Below are 12,761 nucleotides of genomic sequence, written 5' to 3'. Positions count from 1 at the left end.
ATGGTCATCGCCCGTATCGCTTCCTGGTTCGGTGAAGGGGAGCCCGTGCTGATTTCCGCTGTCGTTCTGCCTCTTCTTCTCGCGGCCGCGCAAGCCGGTGCGACCGGGGCCTCGCCGTGGCCTTCTGGCGCCGGGCGGCCCGGTGGGGCGGCACAGGTGGAGCATGCTCCTGCCGCGGGTGCTGGCCGGGCCGGCGTGACAACCGGTGTACCTGGCCGTGCGGAGCAGGCGCCCCCAGCTGGACGCTCGGCCAGCGGGCAGCCCGCCGGACCGAACGCAGCGGCTGCAATTCCGCCAGCGCCGGCCGACCCGTATGAACAGACACTCGGCACCGCGCTGACCCTGTCCCGCCTGGGCCGGGTCGCGGAGGCCAGCCGGATGATCGATCCGGTGCTTGCCGGCTACCGCGCCACCTATGCGAGCGAGGAGCGACGGCTTTATTGCGATTTCGGGCCTGAGGAAACGAAGCGGTACCTGCTTGGCGCAACGGCAGAGACGCCAACGGCGCGAGCGATTCCGCGCCATTGGTGCGTCGCCTTGTTCCTGAAGGGTTATGCGCTGAACGACCGGCGCGATTTTGCAGGGGCGCTGCCCTACCTGCAACAGGCGGTCGGCATGGCGCCGGCGCATGCGCACTTCCTGAACGAACTCGGCTACACGCTCGGTCAGCTGGGCCGGACGGAAGAGGCGCTCGATGCCTTCAACAAGGCGGAGGCGGGCGCCGCCGCCATTGCCGGCCCGGAGACGCGGGTGGAGCGCGGCCGGGCGCTGCGCGGCATCGGAGCGGCGCTGGTGGAACTGAGCCGGTGGGACGAAGCGGAAGCAGCCTATCGACGCGGCCTTGCTCTCGATCCTTCCGACACTCGTTCACGAGCCGAGCTTGGCTGGATCGCGGAAAATCGCCCGAAGTCTATCTGACAGGCCGCCGGCAGACCCGTTGATCCCCGGGTTGCGGAAACGCAGAACCTCCGCGCGTGCCGGAGACAGCAGGCAGCACGCGAGAGGCGGGAGGCGGCCGGCAGCAGGCGAGGCGGGCGGACACCGCCCGTCCGTATCGCAGCGGGTTTTCTCGCCCACATGCGCTTTCTCGCGGCGGTCAGAGCGCGGCGGGCGCCCGGCCGAGGAAGCAATGGCTCGCTGGCCAATGCCCTCGGCGGAACGGAGCGCCCAAGAGCCGGCGGGGAATTCTGAGAGGCACAGCGCCCGGCCAGTCGCTCCGGCTTCTCACATTACCCTCACTGGGGCGAGCGGCGATAGCGCGACGAACTAGGGCAGTCATCGGCAATGGATGCCGACCGGCCGCCGGTGGAGCCGAGTGTTTGGGGGATCAACCCGCGCCCAGGAGGCGCCGAAGTTCGCGCGCCGCTCCGACAGTGCGGGTATGCCACTGCCGACCTCCATGGCGTCGCTCCGGCTCGACCGTCGCGCAGAGCTGCGCAAACAAACCTTCGGCTCCGCTTCCGTGGGTGGGCTTACTGGCCGCGTCCGGTCTTCGCCTGCAATTCGTCGATCCGCTTGGAGGCGTCCGCCTTGTTCAGCGTGTCGTCAAAGCCTTCGCCGGCTTCCTCGCTCAGCGTCTTGAGGTAGGAGGCCTGCGCACCCGTCATCGGTTCGCCGCCTGTGGTCCAGTCGTCCGGATCCTTCTCGGCATTGCCGGTGGGGTGATCCTTGGGATTGGGGTGGTCGGTCATGGAAGTTCCTTTCTCGACCACCCCAACGCGGGCGTTCCTTATCCGTTCCACTTCTCGAACGGCAGGCCGAGATCGTCGGCAACCGCTTGGAACGCGATCTTGCCCTTGTAGACGTTGAGACCGTTGGCCAGGTGCGGATCGGCGGCCATCGCCGCCTCGGCACCCAGATTGGCGAGCTTGAGCGCGAAGGGCAGGGTGGCGTTGTTCAGCGCGAAGGCGGAGGTGCGCGCCACCGCGCCCGGCATGTTGGCCACGCAATAATGGATGACGCCGTCCACTTCGAACACGGGGTCCTGATGGGTGGTGGCGTGGCTGGTCTCGAAGCAGCCACCCTGGTCGATGGCGATGTCGACCATCACCGCGCCGCGCTTCATGGTCTTGACCATCTCGCGCGTCACGAGCTTCGGCGCCGCCGCGCCGGGGACGAGCACCGCCCCGATGACCAGATGCGCGTTCTTCACCGCCGAGGCGATCGCCGCGCGGCTGGCATAGGCGGTCTTGATCTGGCTGGAGAAGAACATGTCCAGCTCGGCCAGGCGGCTCATGTTGATGTCATAGATCGTCACGTCGGCACGCATGCCGACCGCCATCTGCGCGGCGTTGATGCCCGAGATACCGCCACCCAGGATCGCTACCTTGGCCGGCGCCACGCCCGGCACGCCGCCCAGCAGGATGCCGCGGCCGCCCTGTTCCTTTTCCAGATAGTGCGCGCCGACCTGCACCGACATGCGGCCGGCAACCTCGCTCATCGGCTTCAGCAGCGGCAGGCCGCCGTTCGGCGCGGTCACCGTTTCATAGGCGATGCAGGTCGCGCCGGACTTCATCAGGCCTTCCGCCTGCGGCTTGTCGGCGGCGAGATGGAGGTAAGTGAAGAGCAGGTGGCGCGGCTCCAGCAGGGCGATCTCGCTGGCCTGCGGCTCCTTCACCTTCACGATCATGTCGCTCTGCGCGAACACCTCGGCGGGCGTGCCGACGATGCGGGCGCCGGCCGCGACATAGTCGTCATCCTCGAAATCGATGCCGGAGCCGGCCTTGGTCTCGACGATCACCTCGTGGCCGGCGGCGACCAGCTCGGCGACCGACGGCGGGGTGAGGCCGACGCGATATTCGTGGTTCTTGATTTCCTTGGGCACGCCGACGCGCATGGGAACTCTCCTGATAGTCTGTTGCGTCGCTGTACCGCGTGTCCGTGGTGCAAATCCCTGCAAACTTCGCGGCCGCAGCGGCGTTGCTTGCATAAATCCGCTGCCTTCCCACCTTTGTTCCGGTAGATCATGCGTTCATGGACCGAATCGATCTGGCAATCCTGAAATCGCTGGCCGACGACGCGCGCGCGCCGGTGGCGCAGGTGGCGGGGCAGGTGGGCTTGTCGCAATCCGCCTGCACGCGCCGCATCCAGGCGCTGGAGGGGCGCGGGCTGGTGCGCGGCTATGGCGCGCGGCTCGACCATCGGCGGCTCGGCTTCCGGGTGACAGCGCTGGTGGACATCACGCTCGGCACGCAGGTGGAGGAGGATCTCGCGCAGTTCGAGCATGCGGTGGCAAATATCGACGGCGTGGTGGAATGCGCGCTGGTTTCCGGCGGGCAGGATTACCGGCTGAAGATCGTGTGCCGCGACCTGGACGATTACGAGCGGCTGCACCGCGAGCATCTGGGCCGGTTGCCGGGCGTGATGACGATCAACTCCAGCTTCGTGCTGCGCGCGGTGCCGACCCGGAGCGAGGCCGATGCGCTGTTCGCCTGAAGCTTCGGGCCATGCGATTTGCAGCGCCGGGGCGGGGGTGCTAGGGGCGCCGCCGCTCGATGGGGGACTTTGCGGGCCGATGAACGTTATGACCTCGATGCGCCTCTCGACGCCGAATCTCGCCCGATGAACGTCGCCGCCACCGGCGAGGCGCAGGTCGGCCTGCCTGCCGTCGGGCATGCGCCGCACGGCCCACCGGGTCATGGCGGGCACCAGGGCGTGGCGCGTCTGGCGCTGGGCGCGATCGGCGTCGTGTTCGGCGACATCGGCACCAGCCCGCTCTACGCCTTTCGCGAAACCTTTGCCGGCCACCATCCGCTGACGCTCAACCCGGCGCATATCACCGGCGTCATCAGCCTGATGTTCTGGTCGATGATGATCGTGGTGACGCTGAAATACGTCACCATCATCATGCGCGCCGACAACAAGGGCGAGGGCGGCAGCCTGGCGCTGCTCGCGCTGGTTTCGGGGCAAACGAAGACGCGACGCTGGTCCACCGGGATCGTGCTGCTGGGCGTGTTCGCCACCGCCCTGTTCTACGGCGACTCGATGATCACGCCGGCGGTGTCGGTGCTGTCGGCGGTGGAAGGGCTGGGGGTCGCCGCGCCGGGGCTCGCCGGGCTCGTTCTGCCGATCGCGGTGGTGATCCTGATCGGCCTGTTCGCGATCCAGTCGAGCGGCACCGCCAAGGTCGGCCTGTTCTTCGGCCCGATCATGCTGGTCTATTTCGGCGTGATCGCGGTGCTGGGCCTGCTGAGCGTGGTGCAGACGCCGGGCATCCTGTGGGCCTTCTCCCCGCATTATGCGGTGCAGTTCTTCCTGATGGACCCGGTGCGCGCCTTCCTGGCGCTCGGCTCGGTGGTGCTGGCCGTCACCGGGGCAGAGGCGCTGTATGCCGATATGGGGCATTTCGGGCGCAATCCGATCCGCGTGTCGTGGCTGTTCTTCGTGCTGCCCGCACTGATGCTGAACTATATGGGGCAGGGCGCCCTGCTATTTCGCGACGGCACGTCCGCGCTGGAAAGCCCGTTCTACCTGCTCGCGCCCGAGGCGCTGCGCTTTCCGCTGGTGCTGCTGGCGACGATGGCGGCGGTGATCGCCAGCCAGGCGGTGATTTCCGGCGCCTTTTCGGTGACGCAGCAGGCGATCCAGCTCGGCTTCATCCCGCGCCTGCGCATCGAGCATACCAGCGCGGCGACCGCGGGGCAGATCTACATCCCGCTCATCAACTACATGCTGATGACGATGGTGCTGCTGCTGGTGCTATTCTTCCGCAGCTCGTCCAACCTGACCTCCGCCTATGGCATCGCGGTGACGGGCGCGATGACGATCGACACCTGCCTGCTGGCGGTGGTGCTGTTCCGCCTGTGGCGCTGGCCCCGCTATGCGGCGATCCCGCTGCTGGTGTTGCTGTTCCTGGTCGACGGCGCGTACCTGGCGGCGAACCTGACCAAGATACCGGCGGGCGGCTGGGTGCCGCTGCTGATCGGGTTCATCATCTTCACCCTGCTGACCACCTGGTCGAAGGGGCGCAAGCTGATGATCGAGCGCCTGCGCGAATCGGCCATGCCGATGCAGATCTTCATCCAGTCCGCCGCCAGTTCGGCCACGCGCGTGCCGGGAACGGCGGTGTTCATGACGAGCACGGCCGAGGGCGTGCCGCATGCGTTGCTGCACAACCTCAAGCACAACAAGGTGCTGCACGAGCGAGTGATCCTGCTGACGGTGAAGATAGCCGACGTGCCGTACCTGCCGGAGCTGGAGAGGTTGCATCTGGAAACGATGGATGCAGGCTTTTTCCGTCTGGTGGTGAAATACGGCTTCATGGAGGAAGCGGACGTTCCCGCCGCGCTCGCCCGGGTGAACAGTTGCGGCGCCGAGTTCCGGATGATGGACACCAGCTTCTTCCTGGCCCGCCAGACGCTGCTGCCGTCCGAGCATCCAGGCATGATGATCTGGCGCGAGAAGCTGTTCGCCTGGATGCTGCGCAATGCCGAAAGCGCGATGGAGTTCTTCCGCCTGCCCACCAACCGCGTGGTGGAGCTCGGCAGCCAGGTGGAGATCTGAGCCTGCCGGAGCCCCTGTCTGCCCCCGCGCCCATCATCGTCACGGCGGTGTTCGGGCGGCAGGATCAGGCGTGGTTCGACGGGCTGCGCCGGGAATATTTCCCGCCCGAACGCAACGTGCTGGATGCGCACCTGACGCTGTTCCATCATCTGCCGCCGTCTGCGGAAGGCGAGCTCAAGCACCGTTTGTCGCAACTGACCCGCGGCGTGCGGGCACCGCAGGCACGGGCGGCCGGGCTGATGTCGCTCGGGCGCGGCGTGGCCTTTCGCATCGAGGCGCCCGGTCTGGTGGCGATCCGGCGCGATCTGGCGGAGGCGTTCTCCGGCCTGCTGACGCCGCAGGACGCCGGCGGGTGGCGCCCGCACGTGACGATCCAGAACAAGGTGTCACCCTCCGTCGCCAAGCTTCTCCTGCAGTCGCTGTCGGCCGGTTTCCAGCCGCGCGAGGTGGAGATCGCCGGGCTGGCGACCTGGTGGTATCGCGGCGGCCCCTGGGAGCAACTTTCCCGTCACATGTTCGCTTGACCGCCGCCGACGCCCCCCATATAGGCGCGCCTCTCGAACGGTTGGGCGGAGTAGCTCAGCTGGTTAGAGCACGGGAATCATAATCCTGGGGTCGGGGGTTCAAGTCCCTCCTCCGCTACCATCTTGACCGAACGGTCGAGACTTCCAACCGTAGAGAGCCTCCGAGGGGTCGTTGCCAACGCGACGGCCCCTCCGAGACTGCTCAACATCTCCACGTCCCATGCGCCGGCGTTCCGCGGCGTGCACCGCACGCTGACGATCAGGTCGCGCAGCCGCTCGAGCACCTCACAGCCCGTGCCCGGATCGCCGTCGAGGTGGGTAGCCAACGCCCGCACCCGCGCGAGCAGCGTGATTGATGGCCGCTCGCCTTGGCGGTGACCGGCCCGCTTGCCCGCCGGCGCTCCATCCCCATGTTGCCAGCCGGCCCGCTTGTTCCGTAGAGCGGGCGGCAACGACTGACTGGACCGGATTTCATGGCGACCACCCACACCACCCGCATGCTCATCCTCGGCTCCGGCCCCGCCGGCCTCTCCGCGGCGATCTATGGCGCGCGTGCGGGCATGCAGCCGATCGTGGTGCAGGGCATCCAGCCGGGCGGGCAGCTGACCACCACCACCGACGTGGAGAACTATCCCGGTTTCCGCGAGGTGATCCAGGGGCCGTGGCTGATGCAGGAAATGCAGGCCCAGGCCGAGCATGTCGGCGCCCGCATGATGTGGGACACGATCGTCGAGGTCGACCTGTCCCAGCGGCCGTTCCGCCTGATCGGCGACGGCGGGGACGTGTACGAGGGCGAGGTGCTGGTGATCGCCACCGGCGCGCAGGCCAAGTGGCTGGGGCTGGACAGCGAGCAGGCGCTGAAGGGCAAGGGCGTGTCGGCCTGTGCGACGTGCGACGGCTTCTTTTACCGCGGGAAGAAGGTTGCGGTGATCGGCGGCGGCAACACCGCGGTGGAAGAGGCGCTCTACCTCACCAACCACTCGCCGGACGTGACGCTGATCCACCGCCGCGATTCGCTGCGCGCAGAGCGCATCCTGCAGGAGCGGCTGCACGCGCATCCCAACATCACCGTGCTGTGGAACAAGGAAGTTGCGGAGTTCGTCGACGGCGGCGGCAATGCCGGCTTGTGCGCGGTGGAGCTGACCGACACGGTGACGGGCGAGCGTTCGCGGCTGGACGTGGAGGGCGGTTTCGTCGCCATCGGCCACCATCCGGCGACCGAGCTGTTCCGCGGCCACCTGAAGCTGGACGAGGATCACTACATCTGGGTGGAACCGGGCACCGCGAAGACGAGCGTGCCGGGCGTGTTCGCCTGTGGCGACGTGACCGACAAGGTCTATCGCCAGGCGATCACGGCGGCGGGCACCGGCTGCATGGCGGCGCTGGACGCCGAGCGGTTCCTGCAGGCGGCCGAGTTCGCGGAATTGGCCGAGGCCGCGGAGTAGGCAGCCGCCGGCGGCTAGCGAAGCGCCTCGGCCAGGATTTCGCGCAGCGCGGCCCGGTCCTCGGCAGAGGCGAAGCTGTGCGAGGCGGTGGCGATCCGCTGCTCCGTTGCGGGCAGGTCCAGGTTGCGGGTCGCATCGGTGAAGGCGATCGCCGTCGCATCCCCTTCCGCCAGCACGATCGTCGCCGGGCACCAGCCCAGCGCGTCGGCGAAGCGGGCGGGCAAACCGGGGGAAGGTGGCGGCGCGGCGGCGATCTTGCGCAGCCCCCGGCCGAGCTTGCGCAGGTTCACGCCGCCGGTGAGCAGCCGCTGCCACTCGCGCGGATCCTTCAGGCGCGCGGCATAGCGGCTGCGGATCGCGGCGGCCGGCGGCAGGCTGTCGTCGGCTTCCTCCACCACCCAGGGGTTTGCCAGCACGAGCGCGTCGAGCCCTGCCGCCTGACCGAACAGCGCCAGCGTGGTCGCCGCGTCGCAATTACCGAAGCCGACCATCCGGGTCACCTGCGGAGCGGCGGCGCGAAAGGCGACGGCCGCGGCGGCAAGGTCGTCGTCGGCGGACAGATAGCCGTGGTTCTCGCCGGTCGAGTCGCCGATGCCGCGCCGATCATAGCGGAACACGGGCGTGCCGCCGCTCGCGAGGTCGGCCGCGAGCTCGGTCATGCCGCGATGCGCGCCCATGCGTACCTCGTTGCCGCCGGACACGATCAGCAGGCCCGTGGTGCCGGGCGCCTCGTCCAGCGTGGCGGCGAGCGTCTCCCCTCCGCAGGGGAACAGGATCAGCCTTCGCATGCGGCGATCCAGGCGGCGACATCGTCGGCCAGCGCGGCGGCGAGCACGGGGTCGTCCTGCGGCTCCTTTGTGCGCCACAGGGGCGAGCCCTGAAGGTACACGTCCGCGGGTGCGGCGTCGGTGGCGAGGCGGGCGACGCGGCGCGGCACGTCGGCTTGCTGGAACGGCTCCAGCAGGCTGAGGTCGAGCAGGGCCTCTGCGGAAAGAAGCATGCCGCCGACCCGGACATGGCCCGGCGCCTCCTGCCAGCGATCCTCCATGAACCATCGCTCCCCCGCCCGCTCGCGTCCCCCCGCCTCGGCCTGACGAACACGGCCGAGATCGCGGACCAGCCGTTCGCCGGCAACCGGCGCGAGGTGATAGCGGCCATGGGCAAGCACGAAGCCGTCCAGCAGGCAGCCGCTGCGCACGCCCAGCATGTAGCAGCGCTCGCCTGTTCCGCCTGCCAGCGCCTCCAGGGCCTCGCGCGCGGCGAACGGCCGGAATGCGGCGCTGGGCAGCGCGCTTTCCCCGGTGCCGGGCAGGTCGGGGAGGGCGCTGGCGACACCGCGCTCCGCAAGCAGCCGCAAGGTGCGCACCAGGAAGGTGCGCGTGCGATTTGCCTCCTCGAACAGCGGCAGCACGGCCACCAGCAGCGGGCCGTGCGCCGGCCCGAAGCGCAGCACCGTCTCCCGCCCGCCGGACCAGCCATAGTGCTCGATCCTCACGCCTGCGCCTTCGCAGCGGCGAAGCGGGCAAGGGCCCCGAAGGTTTCCAGCATGTCGCCGTTCACCTCGTCATCCTCGATGCGAAAGCCGAGGCGATCTTCCATTTCGCCCAAGAGGTTGGCGACCGCCATCGAATCCAGTTCCGGCATGGCGCCGAACAGCGGTGTGTCGTCCGCCAGCGCGGCGGCGCGCTGTTCCGACAGGCCGAGCGTGTCGCGCAGGATCGCCCGAACGGCGGCGTCGATGGCGGGCGAGACGGACATGGGACAGGCATAGAGCGGGGCGCGGGGCGCTTCCACCCCCAAGCGGATCGTGGCACCACAGGGGCATGGTGCCCCTCGATCCCGTGCCGCAACCGATCGACCACCTCCTGCGGGGGCGGGCGGAGGACGTCGCGCTGGTGGACCGCGACGGCGCGCTCACCTTTGCCGAGCTCGAGATTATGACCGGCCAGGTGGCGGCATGGCTCGCCGCGCGGGGGCTTGCCCCCGGTGGCCGGGTGGCGAGCTGGCTGCCGAAAACGCGCCTTGCCTGCGTGCTGCCGCTGGCGGCGCCGCGGGCCGGGCTGGTGCATGTGCCGATCAATCCGGTGCTCAAGCGCGCACAGGTGGCGCATATCCTCGACAACGGCGGTGCGACATTGCTGATAACACAGGAAAGCCGGGCGGCGACGCTGCAGGCGGGCGATCTGCCGAATGCATGCCGGGTCGCGCTGGAGAGCGAGGCCGAGGGCACCGACACCCTGCCGCCGAGCGGAGCCTCGCCCGATGCGCTCGCGGCGCTGCTCTACACTTCCGGATCGACCGGCCGGCCCAAGGGCGTGATGCTGAGCCATGCGAACCTGTGGCTGGGGGCGGTGTGCGTCGCGCACTATCTGCGGCTGGGGCCGATGGACCGGGTGCTTGCCGTGCTGCCGCTGGCGTTCGATTATGGGCAGAACCAGCTGCTGTCGGCGTGGCTGGCGGGGGCGAGCGTGGTGCCGCTCGATTATGCCTTGCCGGGCGATGTGGTGCGGGCGGTGGCGCGCTTCGGAGCCAATACGCTCGCGGGCGTGCCACCGCTATGGGCCCAGGTGCTGGATACGCCATGGCCGGAGGAGACAGCGGCGTGCCTGGTGCGGTTGACCAACTCGGGCGGGGCCTTGACGCCGGGGCTTGTCCACCGGCTCCGGCAGCGGTTCGGGGGCGCTGCGATCCATGCCATGTACGGGCTGACCGAGGCCTTCCGCTCGACCTCGCTTCCGCCCGAGCTGATCGACACGCACCCGGAATCGATCGGCCGCGCGGTGCCCTTCGCCGAGGTGATGGTGGTGGATGCGGAGGGTCGGCGGTGCGCGGCGGGGCAGGAAGGCGAGCTGGTCCATGCCGGGCCGCTGGTAAGCGGGGGCTATTGGCGCGATCCGGGGCGCACTGCCGAGCGGTTTCGTCCGGCGCCTGCCTGGTCGGCAAGCGGCGGCATGTCCGTATGGTCGGGTGACCGGGTGATTGCCGATGAGGATGGCCTGTTGCGCTTCGTGGGGCGCGGTGACGAGATGCTCAAGGTTTCCGGCTACCGCGTCAGCCCGGGCGAAGTGGAGGAAGCGGTGCTGGCAGGAGGCGAAGTGCGCGAGGCGGTGGCGGTGGGCGTGCCGGACGAGGCGACGGGCCAGGCCATCGTGGTGATCGCCGCCGGGAACGGGACGGCGGAGGCGGACCTGCGCGCACGGCTCCGGCGCGACCTGCCCACCTACCTCCAGCCGGTCCGGTACGAGTGGCGGGAGACGTTGCCGCGCACCGCCAACGGCAAGCTCGATCGGGCGGCCTTGCGGACGGGCCTGGGGGCGTGAAGCCGGTCGGCCCCATACCGCCGGAGTTCGCCGCCGCGCTGCCGCTGATCGCGGGGCGCCCCGCGGCGGCGTGGGTGGAGGGGCGCGACACCCCGGTGTTCGTCTATGATCTTGCCGTGGTTCGCGCGCGCGTGGCCCGGCTGCGCGCCGCGCTGCCCGAGGGCGTGGCGGTGCATTATGCCGTAAAGGCGAACCCTTTCCCGCCGCTCGTGCAGGCGCTGGCCGAGCTGACGGACGGGCTGGACGTCGCCTCGGCAGGCGAGCTCGCGCTGGCGCTCGATTTCCGGGCGGGAACGGCGATCAGCTTCGCCGGGCCGGGAAAGCGCGATGCGGAACTGGAAGCGGCGATCCGCGCCGGCGCCACGATCAACCTGGAGTCCGAAGGCGAGGCCGATCGTGCGCTGGCGACGGCTTCACGGATCGGGCTCGGGCCGAGGCTCGCGCTCCGGGTGAACCCGCCGTTCGAGCTGCGCGGATCCGGCATGCGCATGGGCGGTCGCGCCTCGCCGTTCGGGGTGGACGCGGAACGGGCAGGCGCCCTTGCGCGGCGGGTGATCGCGGCGGGAGCGGACTGGCGCGGTTGGCACATCTTCGCCGGCAGCCAGTCGCTGGACACCGCCGCGATCATCGAAACGCAAGGAGCAAGCCTTGTTCTGGCGGAGCGGTTGAGCGAGGAAGCGGGCGGGGCGCCACCGCTCGTCAACCTGGGCGGCGGGTTCGGGATACCCTATTTCGCAGGCGACACGCCGATCGACGTCGGCGCGATCGGAGCGGCGCTGGGCGAGGCGATCGGCCGCGCTTCACTGCCGGGAACACGCTTCGCCCTGGAACTCGGTCGCTGGCTGGTGGGGGAAGCAGGGGTTTACCTCGCGCGGGTGATCGACCGCAAGGAGAGCGGCGGCGAGACCTTCCTGGTGACGGACGGCGGCATGCACCATCAGCTCGCCGCCAGCGGCAATCTGGGCGCGGCCGTGCGGCGCAACTATCCGGTGGCGATCCCCTCGGCCCCTGCCGATGCGCCGCCCGAGGTCGTCAGCATCGTCGGCCCGCTCTGCACGCCGCTGGACCGGCTGGCCGATCGCGTGGCGCTGCCGCGTGCCGGGGCTGGCGACGTGGTGGCGGTGTTCGCGGCGGGCGCCTATGGCCTCACCGCAAGCCCCACGGGCTTCCTTGGCCACCCGCTTGCGGCGGAGATCCTCGTCGACCAACCGAGCGCCTAACGCAATCTTCACCTCTCCCCGGCCATAGCGGCCGGCAGGATCGTGGAAATGCGCCCGCCGGGAAGGCTGCGCGCAGGCACCGCGACAGGAGGCAGAAGCGATGCGTGTGGGTGCGGGATCGGCAGCGATGTTGAGCATGGGCGTGGCGGCCATGCTGCTGGGCGGCTGCGCGAGCGGTGGCGGGCATTCCGAACTGCCGCCGGCGAGCTTCGTCGCCACGCAGGACCGGCCGAGCGAGGAATATGTGATCGGCCCGCTCGATCAGCTCAACATCTTCGTGTGGCGCAATCCGGAGCTGTCCAGCAAGGTGCAGGTGCGGCCCGACGGACGCATCACCACGCCGCTGATCAACGACATGCCGGCCGTGGGCAAGACCCCGGCGATGCTGGCGGACGACATGAAGGTCGCCCTGTCGGAATATATCAAGGACCCGATCGTCTCGGTGATCGTGGAGAACTTCTCCGGCACGTTCAGCCAGCAGGTGCGCATCATCGGCGCGACGGAAAAGCCGGCCAGCCTGCCGTACCGCGCGAACATGACGGTGCTGGACGCGATGATCGCGGTGGGCGGACTGTCGCAATATGCGGCGGGCAACCGCGCCAAGCTGATCCGCTTCGACCGGGCGAAGAACCGACAGGTGGAATACAAGCTGAAGCTGTCCACGCTGCTCAAGAAGGGCGATCCCTCCGCCAATGTGCGGCTGGAGCCGGGCGACGTGATCATCATCCCCGAGAGCATGTTCTGAGGCGG

The 12,761-nt window shown here is 69.3% G+C and carries 13 protein-coding genes and 1 tRNA gene; 9 read left to right on the top strand and 5 right to left on the bottom strand.

Annotated elements, in window-relative coordinates:
* The first annotated feature begins 378 nt into the window (after positions 1-378).
* Entirely contained in the window at positions 379-918 is a 540-nt protein-coding gene (locus DVW87_RS17955; RefSeq protein ID WP_181814684.1) for a tetratricopeptide repeat protein, read from the top strand.
* Positions 919-1,472: 554 nt separating this feature from the next.
* On the opposite strand, the gene DVW87_RS02470 is transcribed toward DVW87_RS17955, so the two are convergent.
* Complete coding sequence (locus DVW87_RS02470) at positions 1,473-1,691, bottom strand: DUF3072 domain-containing protein (RefSeq protein WP_114686173.1); 219 nt, start codon at positions 1,689-1,691, stop codon at positions 1,473-1,475.
* Positions 1,692-1,729: 38 nt separating this feature from the next.
* On the bottom strand, positions 1,730-2,836 hold the full coding sequence (gene ald, locus DVW87_RS02465) for an alanine dehydrogenase (protein ID WP_114686172.1): 1,107 nt from the start codon (positions 2,834-2,836) through the stop codon (positions 1,730-1,732).
* A gap of 137 nt (positions 2,837-2,973) precedes the next feature.
* On the opposite strand from ald, the gene DVW87_RS02460 reads away from it, so the two are divergent.
* The 5 genes from DVW87_RS02460 (at position 2,974) to trxB (ending at position 7,471) form a co-directional block, all read left to right on the top strand.
* Positions 2,974-3,435 (top strand): Lrp/AsnC family transcriptional regulator, encoded by a 462-nt coding sequence (locus tag DVW87_RS02460; protein WP_114686171.1) that lies wholly within the window; start codon positions 2,974-2,976, stop codon positions 3,433-3,435.
* A 126-nt stretch (positions 3,436-3,561) separates the two neighbouring features.
* Complete coding sequence (locus DVW87_RS02455) at positions 3,562-5,502, top strand: potassium transporter Kup (protein ID WP_114686170.1); 1,941 nt, start codon at positions 3,562-3,564, stop codon at positions 5,500-5,502.
* Between the two features lie 14 nt (positions 5,503-5,516).
* The gene (locus tag DVW87_RS02450; RefSeq protein ID WP_114687016.1) at positions 5,517-6,026 is read left to right on the top strand and encodes a 2'-5' RNA ligase family protein; all 510 of its coding nucleotides are present in this window, start codon (positions 5,517-5,519) and stop codon (positions 6,024-6,026) included.
* Between the two features lie 44 nt (positions 6,027-6,070).
* A tRNA-Met gene (locus tag DVW87_RS02445) sits at positions 6,071-6,147 on the top strand.
* A 352-nt stretch (positions 6,148-6,499) separates the two neighbouring features.
* Complete coding sequence (trxB, locus tag DVW87_RS02440) at positions 6,500-7,471, top strand: thioredoxin-disulfide reductase (RefSeq protein ID WP_239017721.1); 972 nt, start codon at positions 6,500-6,502, stop codon at positions 7,469-7,471.
* Positions 7,472-7,485: 14 nt separating this feature from the next.
* Here the strand turns inward: trxB and DVW87_RS02435 are convergent, their stop codons facing one another.
* From DVW87_RS02435 to DVW87_RS02425, 3 genes are read right to left on the bottom strand one after another with little or no spacing between them, the layout of a single operon-like run.
* Positions 7,486-8,259, bottom strand: coding sequence for a hydrolase 1, exosortase A system-associated (locus DVW87_RS02435; RefSeq protein ID WP_114686169.1), 774 nt, complete (start codon positions 8,257-8,259; stop codon positions 7,486-7,488).
* A complete protein-coding gene (locus DVW87_RS02430; protein WP_114686168.1) occupies positions 8,247-8,966 on the bottom strand; it encodes a hypothetical protein in 720 nt (239 codons plus the stop codon). Before DVW87_RS02430 ends, DVW87_RS02435 begins: the two co-directional genes overlap by 13 nt.
* Complete coding sequence (locus DVW87_RS02425; protein ID WP_114687014.1) at positions 8,963-9,229, bottom strand: acyl carrier protein; 267 nt, start codon at positions 9,227-9,229, stop codon at positions 8,963-8,965. Before DVW87_RS02425 ends, DVW87_RS02430 begins: the two co-directional genes overlap by 4 nt.
* Before the next feature lie 65 nt (positions 9,230-9,294).
* Between DVW87_RS02425 and DVW87_RS02420 the strand changes: the two genes are divergently transcribed.
* From DVW87_RS02420 to DVW87_RS02410, 3 genes are all read left to right on the top strand, one after another.
* Positions 9,295-10,791 (top strand): AMP-binding protein, encoded by a 1,497-nt coding sequence (locus DVW87_RS02420; protein WP_114686167.1) that lies wholly within the window; start codon positions 9,295-9,297, stop codon positions 10,789-10,791.
* Positions 10,788-12,011, top strand: coding sequence for a pyridoxal-dependent decarboxylase, exosortase A system-associated (locus DVW87_RS02415; protein WP_114686166.1), 1,224 nt, complete (start codon positions 10,788-10,790; stop codon positions 12,009-12,011). The genes DVW87_RS02420 and DVW87_RS02415 overlap by 4 nt, the downstream gene beginning before the upstream one ends.
* 127 nt (positions 12,012-12,138) lie before the next feature.
* The gene (locus tag DVW87_RS02410; RefSeq protein WP_114686165.1) at positions 12,139-12,756 is read left to right on the top strand and encodes an XrtA/PEP-CTERM system exopolysaccharide export protein; all 618 of its coding nucleotides are present in this window, start codon (positions 12,139-12,141) and stop codon (positions 12,754-12,756) included.
* Positions 12,757-12,761 lie beyond the last annotated feature (5 nt).

The organism is Sphingomonas aracearum, from assembly GCF_003345355.1.
GTDB classification, from domain to species: domain Bacteria; phylum Pseudomonadota; class Alphaproteobacteria; order Sphingomonadales; family Sphingomonadaceae; genus Sphingomonas; species Sphingomonas aracearum.
The sequence above is the reverse complement of the archived record's forward strand: the minus strand, read 5'-3'. Positions and strand labels throughout refer to the sequence as shown.